A 12,452-nucleotide genomic window follows, 5' to 3' on the forward strand; every position below is an offset into this window, starting at 1 on the left:
TCGTTCTAAACCGTCCCGCGTCTCCGTTGTCCGGCTTTGGATGTCCCAGTAAATCCTGGTGCATCCAGCGCCCCGTAGTCGTTCTATTTGCTTTTTGAGTGCTCCTTTGTCTACTTGCTGCTCAGAACAATGTTTGCTATTAAACATATAGAAATGTAGCAATAGCAAGGCTTTGGGGTTTTGCAGACATCGCATTCAACATGAGAAGCGTTAGCGATCGCATCACTTCTATACTCTGCGATGCGCCGCTTTGGGTATGGGGCATGGTAAAGAAGCGACCAATGCCATTCGCCCAAGAACCCCACCCACAAGGGGATGGAGTTTTTCATTTTGCGCGACAAGCGAAACCAAAAGTAAAAATCCAAATGTAGTTCATAAACAGATATCGATATCGTATTGAAGAATTTTGAGAATATTTTTGACTCCTAATTTCATCCGCTGCCGCGCTTATTGCCCCCAAACAACCCATCTATATAATCACTCAAATCCTCTCCCCTCAACTTCCACCCGCGCCCAATTTTCCGAGCATTCAATTCACCTGATTTAGCGGCTTTCTCTAGGTGCGATCGCGCCAATCCTGAAACCGCCGCCGCCTCGTCTAAATTCAAAAGTAACTTATGATTGATTATTTCCAATAATTGAGTTTGAGTAGCGATTTCAACCCATACCTGAATCGCTGCTCTTTCGTCTTCGTTTAGCGCATAAGTAGGTGCAAAACTAAGTGCATTTTGCTTTAATACAGACTCATTAATTACACTTTGGCGTTGCTCAGTGACTACAGAAGGATGATAATTTGATTGCTGCTGCTCTGCCTTAAATCTGGCTAAATCTGCCTCTTCAAATACTGGCTGTTTACCTCTTGGACTGTTGACATATCGCACGCCAATTTTGTTTTTGTTAACGTACCTCTCAAGGGTACGCTCGCTCACACCTAAATACTCTAAAGCCTCGGCTTTGTTGAATTCCGTCATCTTCCGTCACTCCCGTCAACTGCTGTCGGTCGATGACGGTATTGAATCACAAAAAAGTAGTACCGTCAACGACCGTCATTTATTGGCGGAAGTGACGGACAGTGAAAAATGCTGAAATGCCAATAATATTGGATTGCTATGTGATGCCAGTGTCTTATGAACGTAGGCACTTGCTCGCGCAGAAATTGGAGCGAAGAACTTAGACTTGAAAGCTGTAAATCCCAACGCCTAAATTGAACAAGATGCCTCGACTCTAACTCTCGGCGGACACCCTATTAGATGAAAAAGCTGAAATTTTGAGCATGAAGCCGATTTAGAACAAATGTACTATCATAAAGCAGCTTTACGGTAATTTTTGGGTAATTGGTGTCATTTTTAGTTCAAGCGCCTAGAATGTTATTAACCTTAAGGGTTAACAATATTAGTAGAAGCTTGCTACAATGGATATTGTATTCAATAATCGTAAATTTGAAAAAGAGTGCAATAACCAAAGGCTTCTAGAGAAAAATCATGGTGCAGATAGAGCAAAACGCATCCGAAGACGACTAGATAGTTTACGTGCTGCCAACGTACTTGAAGATATGCGAAATCTTCCAGGAAGGTGTCACGAATTGCTTCAAGACCGCGCAGGTCAGTTATCGCTAGATTTGGATCATCCATATCGGCTAATATTTGAGCCAGCAGATGAACCAATTCCTACCAAACCAGATGGTGGCATCGACTGGAATAAAGTAACTGCCGTTAGAATACTGGGCGTGGAGGATACTCATGAGTAATGCAATCCAAAATCAATACACGCCAGATTACGTTTCTCCTCCTGGGGAGACTCTTCAAGAAATCCTTGAAGAGCGGGGTATGTCCCAAGCTGAACTGGCGGAACGTACAGGGAGACCTAAAAAAACAATTAACGAAATCATTAATGCCAAAGTAGCTATTACTCCTGAAACAGCATTGCAGCTAGAGCGTGTATTAGGTATCCCCGCTAGTTTTTGGAACAACCGTGAACGACAATACCGGGAAACTTTAGCACGACTTGAAGAAAAAGAGCGCTTGCAAAAAGAAGTCACATGGCTTAGACAAATTCCTGTAAAAGCCATGATTGATTTTGGTTGGATTCGGCGCTATCAGGACAAAGTTGAGCAATTGCGGGAAGTGCTAAATTTTTTCGCCGTCGCCTCCCCTGAACAATGGGAGGGAATATGGTGTAGTACTCATGTGGATTTTAGGAAATCGCAGGCTTTTCAAAGTGAGCCTGGTGCAATGGCTGCTTGGCTGCGTCAAGGAGAAATTGAAGCAGCTGAAATCAAGAGTGCTACCTATGATGAGAATAAGTTCAGGGAGGCACTGCTACAAGTCCGCGCTTTAACGATGAAAACACCAGAGGTTTTTCAACCAGAATTAGTGCAACTGTGTGCTGAAACAGGTGTGGCTGTGGTTTTTATACCGGAACTTCCCAAGACAAGAGCCTGTGGAGCAACACGCTGGTTAAATCCTCAGAAAGCGCTGATTCAACTCAGCCTGCGGCATAAAACTGATGACCATTTATGGTTTGCTTTCTTCCATGAATCTGGTCATATTCTGCTGCATGGTAAGCGTGATGTCTTCCTGGAAGGGAAAGGTGTTGGTGCTGTTGAGGATTTAGCGAATGAGGAAGAAGCAAACAAATTCGCTGCGGACATACTTATCCCCCCTATTGAGTTGAAGCGATTTCTAGCTTCAGGTCAACAACGGACTAAAGTGGCCATTGAGCAGTTTGCTGCTGAAATTGGCATTGCACCAGGGATTGTAGTTGGCAGACTTCAGCATGATGGAATTTTACTGCCTAGTCACTGCAACGACCTAAAGCGCCGACTTGAGTGGGTTTTAGATTAGCCGAAAAGCTAAACTTCTCACTTCTCTGAGTTGAAACCAGATGCTCCCGCGTGGGGTGAAATCGTGGATTGGGCAGTCACTGGTTACGATGAATTTTTAGGTTTTAGTATCACCGAATTATTGGCTGATATGGAAGGTCTCGCCGCCGCAAGTATCCCCTCGCTTACTTTTAAAAAGGAAATTAAAAAGCACTTTATCAAACGTGCTGCTAAAGTGTATGACCTTGATCAAAATGCAGTGCAGCGAAGCCTTGAAGAAATTGATCAAATCAAATAACTATCTTGCCATCTTGAGCAAAACTGAATGGTATATTTGCAGTAAGAGCGATCGCCTTCCACCCGTCAATTTCTTCAGGCGTAGGTCTATTTATGACAGGCAACCCATCAATCATGGCGTTCCACAACACAATGAAAATCGTGTAATCTTGATTTGCACTACTAGCAACATCTAAAGAAATCGCAATTGTTTCCAATCGCCGCACAGCGACTTGGTTGATAGAAAACTGAGTTACTCTGTTGTAAGCCACATTTAAAAGCAGTGCTTTGTTGAATGCGTTCCAGTTAGGAGGAGATGGCAGTGGTGGAGATGCTATGAAACTTTTACCGTCCCAGCGATCGCCAATTCCGGCATAATCACTTTGAATTAATAAATCCTCTGTAGAAAATTCTTCTGAATTTTCTACAATAATTGTATTAACAACTGTATTATTCTTAATTACTGCGTACCGCATACTACCCCCAATAAATCCTGACTTCACCACGTCCACCCGCACCACCCGCACCACCTAGACTGCCCCCACGAGCACCGCCGCCACCACCACTGGCGGGTGCTCCGCCATTACCACCATTACCACCATTACCAGTAGTTATATTTCCGCCACCGCCACCGCCGCCAGTGCCTGCACCTGTAGTTGAGTTTGTACCATTTGCCCCATTGCCACCAGTATTAGCACCGCCTACAGCGCCTCCGCCTAGTCTTATGTTAGAAGCGCCGCCAGCAAATCCAGCGTTGTTTTGATCAATAGCACCGCTACCACCACCATTGCCACCGTAGGTAGACCCAAATCCGTCACTATTCCAGCTACTAATAGCGCCACCATAAGTGGCATTAGGAACAGAAGGGCTACCACCATCAAAATAAGATAAATACAATGCAGCCTCAGCAGCAGAAAAAAATGAATTCGCTCCTGGCCCACTAGAATAAGCCGGTGGACTGCCTCCTCCGTGGGCATAAGCAAGAATCCCAAAACTGCTTGTTCCGCCTTCGCCACCTGCATTACCGCCTGAGTTACTGCTAGCAGTGCCGCCAGTGCCACCTGCACCAACAGCAACAGTAACGCTAGCAGGTAAGGCTGAGGCTATAAAAGCTTTACAAACAAAAGCGCCTCCACTGCCGCCGCCGCCGCCTGTATCTCCACCACCACCTCTACCCCCACCGCCACCACCCCATAATTCAACAATTACCCAGCTTATGCCCGCAGGCTTAGTCCATATTCCTGAACTAGTAAAAACCTGCGAGCCGGATGTAGTGCTACCGCTTGTACCTGAACGCTGTAAAAATATTGCCATACTAGCCCCCTACAAACCTCACTGCAATTGTTGCTGCTGTTCCACCTGTTTCAGTAACAAATCTGAATCTAATTCGATGAAGGGCAATTGATTCCAGGATAAAAGCGTACGTGCCGTTAGCTGTAATGTTTGTATCGGTATTTGTAGGCGATAAATTAAAAAAGACTGTATCGCAGCTACCTTCTAATCGCACATCAACACTGGTGTTAATGCTTGCAACAGTAAATTGGCAGGTAATTCTGCGGTACAGCGTTACATCTAAATTAGAAGTTGTGGTAGGTGCTGTCAGAATTGTTTCTGCGGCAAATTGATTATATGCAGCAGTAATTGCATCTCTAACAGCAACTACTATTGCAGTATCGGCAGCAGTTGCAACTGTACTTGCAGGCTTAATAGTAGCTTGAGCATTATTTACTTGATCGTACAATCTGATTGGATTGCCAATTGTAATTGCTCCGGTTCCTTTACCAAGCAAAATACGGATTGTAGCAGTTCCTGAACTCCACGTAGTAGCCCGCATTCTGATATTGGTAGCACTTGAAGCATTACCGTGGAATGCACCATTTGAAGTAATGGTTTGTCCCGAAAAGCTTGTACCCGCACTAAATGCTCCAGTGCTTGTCCAAGTGGTTCCATTATCAAGGCTGCGCTCAAACTGGAGAGTGCCTACCCAAGTACCAGTAACTAGTACTGAAAAAGAAGTATTGCCACTACCTGCTACAGCAACAGTGCTATTAGCAGTAGGTGTACCAGTAATTATACCCTGGCTATTTTGCCCACTAACTGTAGATGAGCCAACATCAGCAGCGGTAATGTTAGCTGGGCTGGAAGTAAAATCAATAGTCTCAAATAGCAGTAAGCTACGTGCAGATAGCTGCAAATCCCCCCGCTGCCCATCAGTTAAAGTTGGAGGAATTGCATTGTACTTCCCACCCATTTTTATTGGGTTTCCAGTATCAGCAACACCAGCTGCCACATTCCCCAAGACTTCAGATTTTAAGCGATCGCTCACTAAAGCAGAAGGCAACTTATCTCGAATTGCTGTTTCGATGGCTATTTGAGTAGTTTGGTTTGCTGCGGTTGAATCGGAGGTTCCACCCCCACCCCCGCCACCTGTATCTACCAGTAGCCGCCCACTCGTAACAGTTAGATTACTAGGAATTTTCCCATCAACAGAAGTAAGAGCGGCAGATGATACAGGCTGGGTGACTCCACTGCCATCAACCTGAAAACGACCACCCACTAAAGCGGAAGGTAGGCGTTCACGAAGTGTGTCTATGATATCGCTAACCAGCTTCCAAATTGCTGAGAGCCATCCTCTACCACTTGCACCACCAGCAGGCATAGTTGCGCCTAGGATATCTGCCCCTTCTTTTAAAGCAGCAGCAGTGTTATCACGAACTTCATAGGTGGTATCTCTAATTGTTGTTTCAATAGCTATTTGAACGTCTTGATTGTCAGCAGAGGCGTCACCAGGACTACTGCCTAATGATTTAGCAACTTCCGCATTAGCGATCGCTTGTCTAATTTCGGAGTCCCCGTATACTGTTCCGTACCCAGTACCTTTATATTGATCAGGTATTTTACTCATTAATAGCTACGTATAAATATTCTCATTATTGTATTGTGAAGATTTTAAAAAGCCACCCGGCAAATACCTTTTTTTCTTTTGTTAACAAAACGAGGCGGCAATTAGAAGCACTCTCAATAATCTGGTAAAATTTTTAACTTTGAAAAGTTCTCTATCTCTAATTTAGTGCTCTTTAGCAAACTCAGTACTGAGCACTGAGTAAAAAAGTTACCAAATACTCTTCATTGCAATTCTGGTAAATATAATTTCGCTTCCCCTGCCCAAATATTATTGAGCGTGGCCCCGCCACTATAGGTGGAAATGTATTGCATCAAAAATTGGTTATTTGTACCTCCTCGCATTGCTTCAAATACTGCATCTTGCAGATCTTGGGGAAGGGTATGCAGGCGACTTCCATAGGTCTGGTACACCCACAAGGGATCGTAACCCGCGCTAGATGCTTGCAGATTGCCAACCGTTGATTGTTGCTCCGTCCCAAACAAGGGCGGCATCAAGGAACCGAAATCTGAATTAGGATTGTAGCTGTTCCAGTATTCAAAGTTGCTCATGAAAAAACGTTATTTTTTTGATACAGAATTTGATGAAGATGGCACTACTATAAACCTGATTTCAATCGGAATTGTTTGTGAACTATTTGGAGCATTAGTTAGTGAACTGGAATTGGCCAAGGCCATGGAACCGGGAACAGTGCAAAGAACGCTTTGTCAAGGGCGATCGCATCTCCATCCGGCAAATGGCATCTGCGTCAGGGCGCGGTAAGTCCACAATTGAGGTTTGGAGAGTCCAGGACACATGGGAAGACGAACGGGGACGCTACCAAGACGAGTTAAAGACAGTAACCCGCGACAAGACCATAGAGAAGGCTTCTGATAAACTTAGCGATGAACTAGCTGATATAGCGATCGCCAATTTCAAAGCCCACAAACTTGTTCGGGATTATGCTCATCTTATCTTCCAAATTAAAGCAAGGCATCTTAAAGAAATTCAACAATTGCCACCAGAAGAACAAGGAGCAGAACTCAAAAAACATAGTGCCAGCGAGATGAACTATTGGAGCTTAATTTTGAGTCGCTCAACTCAAGAAATTGCGGCGGCGACGGGACTGCCGTACTATATCAACGTCAACACCTCTGCTAAGAAACTAGAACAAGAAGGCTACGTGGTGCTAGATCCACGCAGCGAAGAAAGTAATGATGAGCGCCCGTGATAACTTTGAGGCTAGCCACTCCAGAAGATGCACCCCAGGTAGCTCAAGCGATGCAAGAGTGTTTCTACTCCCACCCTTATCTACTTCCTGGGTTACAAGATAGATTGATGCTGCCCCCTCTGCAATATTTTTGCTTGGTTGCTCTATTGCAAGATGAAATTATTGGTGTGTTGGAGCTAGTCGTATTAGATAATATTTGTTACCTGTTCAACCTCTGTGTGTTGCCCAATGCTAGAAATTTGGGTATTGCTTCTGACTTGATGGCGATCGCTCACCAGGTTGCTGTCAAAATAGACATAAAACAAATATATTTGACTGTCTTGTTAAACAACATTCCAGCCCAAAAGCTGTATTTGAAACTTGGCTATTGTCGGTTGTGTCAGATAATTTTAAATAGTAATCAAATATTATTAATGAGAAAATTGTTGTTACCCAAAAACTTAAAATAACTAAGTTAATTCAATTCCGTGGGTTAAAGTCCCCCGGTTCTATAACCGGTAAGTAATGCGATTGGGGTTAAATCCCCATTGCAAAACAAAATTTACGAATTACGAATTACGAATTACGAATTATTTTAACCCTACTTAAACATCCCCGCCCCAATCTGTATCGCTCTGGTTATCGCCTCTGCGTCTGCTTGCCGCGCTCTAGTCAAAGCGTTAAGCTGTGGGTCAGTCGAGAACTCAGTACACACGGCATTGACTAGCTTATCGTTAGCTGTCCCCGGCGACGCTTGCACAGGTTCCATGCCGGGATACTTATTCGTGATAACTTGCCCTTGCCAGTCAGCTTGGAGTAACCAGCCATACTCAACAACATTGTTGGCACAGTTGGCTCCCATATACATTCTAGTGATTGCCACATTACTATCTTTGATGTGGTTAACATTCACCCAAAAGGTTCGCATATTACCGTCTGTACCAATAGTCCCCTTATCAATAGAGAATACCTCACCCTTTGCTACTTGGGTGACAGGTATCCATTGTTCAGCAGGGATAGGAATAGATTGAGCGCTAGCAGGCAGACAAATGAAAAAAGGCAACAGACACGCAGCGATTTTCTTAAACACGGGTTTTGATTAAATTCGATTATATTTCCAGTGTGAGGGGCGATCGCTCTTAGTATCATCGGTAAAGGTAAGTAATCTACTGTAAAGATTCCGTGACTATCGGTTCACCCTCCCATCTCTCCCCGCGCCTCCAAACCAAAACCAAAAATAACACCGCTAAGTACCGCCAGCGATCACAACAACAATGGCGCGAGTGGGAAACTTTTAGTGATGCGATCGCTTCTGCCACCGCTTCGCAAACAATAGCGTGGAACTCTTTTGAGAGCTTTAGGTTAGCGATCGCCAATCACATAACCTATGACCACATGAGAGTGTGGTTAGAAGCGTTATTTACAGGAGAAGATTCTAGATATCTACGGGGAATTGCGGGGGAAGATACCCTGATATTAGCTCCTCGTGAATCGGCCAAAAGCACGGTACTGGCTCAATTTATTGCCTATGAAATAGGAATACACACTTCACCGTGGAACCGCATACCCATAAAAGTCATGGGTATCAGTTACAACATTGAAACTGCGCTTCCTCGCTCTCGGCAAATTCAGTCCATCATTCAATCTGACAAGTACCAAGAGATATTCCCTTGGGTGCGCCCTTCTAAACAGAAATGGGGTGAAAAGGAATGGATGATAGACCTCGCTTGGGCGGGGTTGCCAACGACAGAAGAGCAATATACTTATGTCTGCGGCGGATTGAACGGGGGATTGAATAGTCGGCGGGCCATGCTTGTGTTTTTAGATGATTTAATTAAGTCTCCAGACTCAATTAAGGCAGCATCTGTGCGTAATTCAATGGAAAGCACTTGGCGCAGTGTGGTGCAATTCTGCCGCTTTGACGGCAGCCGCGCTATTTGTCTTGGGACGCAGATGACTCCTGTGGATATTTATTGTACAGAGTTTACTGAAGAAAAGAAATGGAGAGTGATTAGGCAGTCTGCACTTCTTGAGAAGGAAGATGGCACAGAGTACAGCTATTGGGAACCAGTGGACGAGCGTAGTCCTGGAACACCTCTTTCTCGCTTGCAGTGGGAGCGGGAAAATATGCCCATTGAATTTGCCTTCCAGCGCCAAAACAAAATTATCCGCATTAAACAACAGTCAATTGACCCCAACCTCATTCAACGCGGTATTATCCCTTCACGCTTTGATAGTTTGGTGCTGGGTGTTGACTTATCAGCTGGACTTAAAGATTCCAACGATTACACTGCAATGGTGTTGAGTGGAGTTTGCCAAAATGGGGATAGACCCGAATACTGGATAATTGATACTTGGGAAGACCGAGTTATGGGCAATACTGCCAAGTTAGACGCAATGATTGAAATTTGGGAGATGTGGAAACACTTGCTACCCATGACTAAACTCTACAACCACACAACAGGCGACTGGGACGATGTACCAGTAAGGGGATTAGAATTGTGGTTTGATTCTTCTGCCTACGGGTTGTCGTTGCAAGGCGACTACGAATCACACATTATTGAACGTCGTCAAATCACTAATTGGCACGTTCGCCCCGTTCCGGCTTCTGGTCGCGGTGGCAAGCTCGAAAGGCTGCGGAAGCATTCAGGGCTATTCGATAATAAGCTTGTCCATTTCAATCTTTACAGCCGCACAATGAGCGATGGACGCAGACCACTGGGGCGGTTGATTCAACAGATAACTGAATTTGGCTCTACCAGTCATGATGACTTGGCGGATGCTTTTGAATTGTGTATGAGTGGACTGAGGAGTCATTCACCGATCACAAAAGGAAATTATTAATGCCAGTGGCGAAAGTCGTTTTGGGGCGCGGATATTTTTTCACTCGGCGCGATCGCAAACAGTTATCTTCTCACATTGGCTGTTGTCCATGCTTTCACCCTAAGCGTGCTACTCTATTTTACGAGGGGACTAGCTCCTTTGCTTGGTTTTAGTCCCCTCACCCATTACGCCGCCTGCAAACCCTTCCAAGCTAAGTGGCGATCGCACTTCATCCGAGTTGCAAATCTTGCTACTTCCTTGCCGCTTACGATAACTGTCCAGGGTTGGGTTAAGTGGTCGGCGTCGTCAATGTAGACAACTTGTACTGCGGGTACTGCTTTCTTACAAAGTTCTGATCGGCGGGAACCGCCGCTTAGACTTTGCGCTTCTAATTCTTCAATTTTGGCTTCAACACTCATCAACTCATCAACCCACTTTCTGATATTGTTCTTGCCGCCTACCTTAGCGATTAGGTTGAGTAGTGTTTGTTGGCGGGTTTTGAGTTGTTGTAGTGTCATTGTTTTATCTCCTTTGCTTGTTTCTTAAGTGTAACAACTAAAGAACATAGCGTCAAGAGTATATAGTAAATAATTCGTAATTCGTAATTCGCCCTGGGGCTACGCCCCGCTGCGAAGACAGTAAATTTTGTTTTGTGACGGGGATTTAGCTGCTGCTTCTGTTTTAAATTCTTGAAGTCATTACTTTGTTCTTTTGCTTGCATTTCAATAGTAACAGGCAAAGAACTAAGCGTTAATGTTAATTAAACAACTAATACTAGAAATCAAAAAAGATTCCTCCAATAGTTCCCCGACTTCTTCGGTAAACTGTACTGTAGCCTCAACACTGCTATTGACGTAAAGAGCGATCGCTCCTACCACGCCTTCACTGCCATCAGGAGCGATCGCCTTATCTCCAACTTTCCAATTACCCCAGCTTGGCAAGTATTGTTGCAGTACATTACGCCCACGCTTGGCGTTTACCCGTTTCCAGGCGCGGTGTTTGCCATCTTCCGAGTTGAGAAAGCACAATTGACATAGCCGCCGCCGCTGACTAAGTTTTCCCTTGAGGGGGCGATCGCACTTACACAGTGGTATTTCAATTCCTTGCTTTTGCCGCGCTCGGTACGCCGCGGCTCGTTCTTGATTTGATTTAGCCACAGCAATATTTATGGTCATCATTTCTATTGAAACAAGCAAAGAACAGAATGGCAAGCTATACTTTAAATCCGTTTGCAGATATTTAGGCTTTCTAGATCACCTGATACAATAAACACTATGTCAACTCGCCGCACTCGTACTTACACTCGCCGCACTGATGCAATGGATTCAGGGGATGTTCGCCGCGCTCGCGTAAAGGCATTGAAAGCGTTGAAGCGGCCGTTAGATGCTGAGGAAATAGCCGAGTTACGGAAGCTAATTCAGGAGATGGGTAATGGGTAAGTTGCTCTACCTCGAAAATGGACACATCACCTCACGACTTTGGTACGCTTGGTACGATGGTAGCTATCAAGCCATTGACGTGAGTGGGAAAACTAAAGCCGCTGCTCTAGCTTCTCTCCCCACTCCCACGCCTAACTTTGTACAGCAGGTGGCTAGGAGCAAAGAAGAAGCGATCGCTTTTGTGAAGGATATGCAAGCAGAGGCGTTGCTAGCATCACCGCTTTAGTAGTATTTTTATACTAAAATTATCTAAATAAACCTGCATGTCTACTGCGGGTTTCTTGCTTTTTTACCAAACTGCACTATCAAATCGCAACCATCTAAAAAGTTAATTCGCACTTCTGTAGGGATAGCAAAGGATTTTTCTTTAAGCATGGTTTGAATCGCCTTGACACGCGCAGAATGGATGCCATCAACTATCACTACCGCTGCTGGCAAACCTTTGTTTTGGTGTAATCCTACAACTTTATCAATGTAGATGCTGAGGTTGTTGTGCTTAAGTCCACCCCAGAGTCTTGCGCCTTCTTTATTCAAATCTACAATTAACTTTACAATCGCTAAATCTACCTGTTCCATGAATTACCGTAACCCCCGGAGTGCTAGAGCGGCTGACTGGGCCCTAAATAAATTCTGCTGGTCAAAACCTGATTTCTGCATACCCTGCTGAGAATCTAGCTGACGTTGTAAGCGATTAGTTGTAGCGTCTTGGCGCAAGGTTTCTAGTCCAGTCTGTATTTGTCCTTGCTGGTCAGCTAATTTGTAGTTATGTCCAAAATCTACATTTTTTAATCCTGTTTGCCCTTGAAACTGCTGGTCAACCAACTTATATTCCCTACCAAAATTATTCTGCGCTTCTTTTTCACGCAATCCGCTTGACTGGAGTTTAGACTAAAAATAAGCAAGCAGAAAATAATACTTAGAAAAGTATGGATAAAAAATTGACATATCTGGTCAGGTGAAAAGTCACTGAAAAGAAAAAGTGGTCAGCAATGTTGAACTGAC

21 protein-coding genes are annotated in these 12,452 nt (G+C 44.5%); 10 read left to right on the top strand and 11 right to left on the bottom strand.

What is annotated here, in order from left to right; genetic code table 11:
* Window positions 1-139 precede the first annotated feature (139 nt).
* Both IQ246_RS31035 and IQ246_RS25210 read right to left on the bottom strand, forming a co-directional pair.
* Window positions 140-265, bottom strand: coding sequence for a hypothetical protein (locus IQ246_RS31035; RefSeq protein ID WP_255515638.1), 126 nt, complete (start codon window positions 263-265; stop codon window positions 140-142).
* Window positions 266-431: 166 nt separating this feature from the next.
* Window positions 432-971 carry a helix-turn-helix domain-containing protein gene (locus IQ246_RS25210; protein ID WP_194006060.1) on the bottom strand — a complete coding sequence of 180 codons (540 nt, stop codon included), beginning with the start codon at window positions 969-971 and terminating at the stop codon, window positions 432-434.
* Window positions 972-1,411: 440 nt separating this feature from the next.
* Here IQ246_RS25210 and IQ246_RS25215 point away from each other — a divergent pair, with 440 nt between their 5' ends.
* From IQ246_RS25215 to IQ246_RS25225, 3 genes are read left to right on the top strand one after another with little or no spacing between them, the layout of a single operon-like run.
* Entirely contained in the window at window positions 1,412-1,747 is a 336-nt protein-coding gene (locus IQ246_RS25215) for a type II toxin-antitoxin system RelE/ParE family toxin (protein ID WP_194006061.1), read from the top strand.
* Complete coding sequence (locus IQ246_RS25220; protein WP_194006062.1) at window positions 1,740-2,843, top strand: HigA family addiction module antitoxin; 1,104 nt, start codon at window positions 1,740-1,742, stop codon at window positions 2,841-2,843. Before IQ246_RS25215 ends, IQ246_RS25220 begins: the two co-directional genes overlap by 8 nt.
* A gap of 30 nt (window positions 2,844-2,873) precedes the next feature.
* On the top strand, window positions 2,874-3,119 hold the full coding sequence (locus IQ246_RS25225; RefSeq protein WP_194006063.1) for a hypothetical protein: 246 nt from the start codon (window positions 2,874-2,876) through the stop codon (window positions 3,117-3,119).
* Here IQ246_RS25225 and IQ246_RS25230 read toward each other — a convergent pair.
* The 4 genes from IQ246_RS25230 to IQ246_RS25245 form a co-directional block, all read right to left on the bottom strand.
* Window positions 3,112-3,573, bottom strand: a complete 462-nt coding sequence (locus tag IQ246_RS25230; protein ID WP_194006064.1) for a hypothetical protein — start codon at window positions 3,571-3,573, stop codon at window positions 3,112-3,114. The genes IQ246_RS25225 and IQ246_RS25230 overlap by 8 nt on opposite strands.
* A 1-nt stretch (window position 3,574) precedes the next feature.
* Window positions 3,575-4,411 (bottom strand): hypothetical protein, encoded by an 837-nt coding sequence (locus IQ246_RS31040; RefSeq protein ID WP_194006065.1) that lies wholly within the window; start codon window positions 4,409-4,411, stop codon window positions 3,575-3,577.
* Between the two features lies 1 nt (window position 4,412).
* Window positions 4,413-6,002, bottom strand: coding sequence for a hypothetical protein (locus IQ246_RS25240; protein WP_194006066.1), 1,590 nt, complete (start codon window positions 6,000-6,002; stop codon window positions 4,413-4,415).
* A 221-nt stretch (window positions 6,003-6,223) separates the two neighbouring features.
* Complete coding sequence (locus tag IQ246_RS25245) at window positions 6,224-6,550, bottom strand: hypothetical protein (protein WP_194006067.1); 327 nt, start codon at window positions 6,548-6,550, stop codon at window positions 6,224-6,226.
* Between IQ246_RS25245 and IQ246_RS25250 the strand changes: the two genes are divergently transcribed.
* Genes IQ246_RS25250 through IQ246_RS25260 form a run of 3 tightly spaced genes read left to right on the top strand, consistent with a single transcriptional unit; the run spans window position 6,549 to window position 7,658 of the window.
* Window positions 6,549-6,761 carry a hypothetical protein gene (locus IQ246_RS25250; protein WP_194006068.1) on the top strand — a complete coding sequence of 71 codons (213 nt, stop codon included), beginning with the start codon at window positions 6,549-6,551 and terminating at the stop codon, window positions 6,759-6,761. The two genes, IQ246_RS25245 and IQ246_RS25250, sit on opposite strands and share 2 nt — an antisense overlap.
* On the top strand, window positions 6,736-7,209 hold the full coding sequence (locus tag IQ246_RS25255; protein ID WP_194006069.1) for a hypothetical protein: 474 nt from the start codon (window positions 6,736-6,738) through the stop codon (window positions 7,207-7,209). Before IQ246_RS25250 ends, IQ246_RS25255 begins: the two co-directional genes overlap by 26 nt.
* A 5-nt stretch (window positions 7,210-7,214) precedes the next feature.
* Complete coding sequence (locus IQ246_RS25260) at window positions 7,215-7,658, top strand: GNAT family N-acetyltransferase (protein WP_194006070.1); 444 nt, start codon at window positions 7,215-7,217, stop codon at window positions 7,656-7,658.
* Between the two features lie 131 nt (window positions 7,659-7,789).
* On the opposite strand, the gene IQ246_RS25265 is transcribed toward IQ246_RS25260, so the two are convergent.
* On the bottom strand, window positions 7,790-8,278 hold the full coding sequence (locus tag IQ246_RS25265; protein ID WP_194006071.1) for a surface-adhesin E family protein: 489 nt from the start codon (window positions 8,276-8,278) through the stop codon (window positions 7,790-7,792).
* 92 nt (window positions 8,279-8,370) lie between these two features.
* Between IQ246_RS25265 and IQ246_RS25270 the strand changes: the two genes are divergently transcribed.
* Window positions 8,371-10,032: a hypothetical protein gene (locus IQ246_RS25270; protein ID WP_194006072.1), complete on the top strand. Its 1,662-nt coding sequence runs from the start codon at window positions 8,371-8,373 to the stop codon at window positions 10,030-10,032.
* Window positions 10,032-10,184 (top strand): hypothetical protein, encoded by a 153-nt coding sequence (locus tag IQ246_RS25275; RefSeq protein WP_194006073.1) that lies wholly within the window; start codon window positions 10,032-10,034, stop codon window positions 10,182-10,184. The genes IQ246_RS25270 and IQ246_RS25275 overlap by 1 nt, the downstream gene beginning before the upstream one ends.
* Before the next feature lie 12 nt (window positions 10,185-10,196).
* Here the strand turns inward: IQ246_RS25275 and IQ246_RS25280 are convergent, their stop codons facing one another.
* Entirely contained in the window at window positions 10,197-10,529 is a 333-nt protein-coding gene (locus tag IQ246_RS25280; RefSeq protein ID WP_194006074.1) for a hypothetical protein, read from the bottom strand.
* Between the two features lie 225 nt (window positions 10,530-10,754).
* Window positions 10,755-11,189 (bottom strand): hypothetical protein, encoded by a 435-nt coding sequence (locus IQ246_RS25285; protein ID WP_194006075.1) that lies wholly within the window; start codon window positions 11,187-11,189, stop codon window positions 10,755-10,757.
* Window positions 11,190-11,285: 96 nt separating this feature from the next.
* Here IQ246_RS25285 and IQ246_RS25290 point away from each other — a divergent pair, with 96 nt between their 5' ends.
* Window positions 11,286-11,450, top strand: a complete 165-nt coding sequence (locus IQ246_RS25290; RefSeq protein ID WP_194006076.1) for a hypothetical protein — start codon at window positions 11,286-11,288, stop codon at window positions 11,448-11,450.
* Window positions 11,443-11,676 carry a hypothetical protein gene (locus IQ246_RS25295; protein WP_194006077.1) on the top strand — a complete coding sequence of 78 codons (234 nt, stop codon included), beginning with the start codon at window positions 11,443-11,445 and terminating at the stop codon, window positions 11,674-11,676. The genes IQ246_RS25290 and IQ246_RS25295 overlap by 8 nt, the downstream gene beginning before the upstream one ends.
* Window positions 11,677-11,717: 41 nt before the next feature.
* Here IQ246_RS25295 and IQ246_RS25300 read toward each other — a convergent pair whose 3' ends face one another.
* Together IQ246_RS25300 and IQ246_RS25305 are read right to left on the bottom strand one after the other, a co-directional pair.
* The gene (locus tag IQ246_RS25300) at window positions 11,718-12,026 is read right to left on the bottom strand and encodes a hypothetical protein (RefSeq protein WP_194006078.1); all 309 of its coding nucleotides are present in this window, start codon (window positions 12,024-12,026) and stop codon (window positions 11,718-11,720) included.
* Between the two features lie 3 nt (window positions 12,027-12,029).
* On the bottom strand, window positions 12,030-12,317 hold the full coding sequence (locus tag IQ246_RS25305; protein WP_194006079.1) for a hypothetical protein: 288 nt from the start codon (window positions 12,315-12,317) through the stop codon (window positions 12,030-12,032).
* Window positions 12,318-12,452: the final 135 nt, after the last annotated feature.

It is taken from the genome of aff. Roholtiella sp. LEGE 12411, from assembly GCF_015206995.1.
In the GTDB taxonomy this organism is placed as follows: domain Bacteria; phylum Cyanobacteriota; class Cyanobacteriia; order Cyanobacteriales; family Nostocaceae; genus Komarekiella.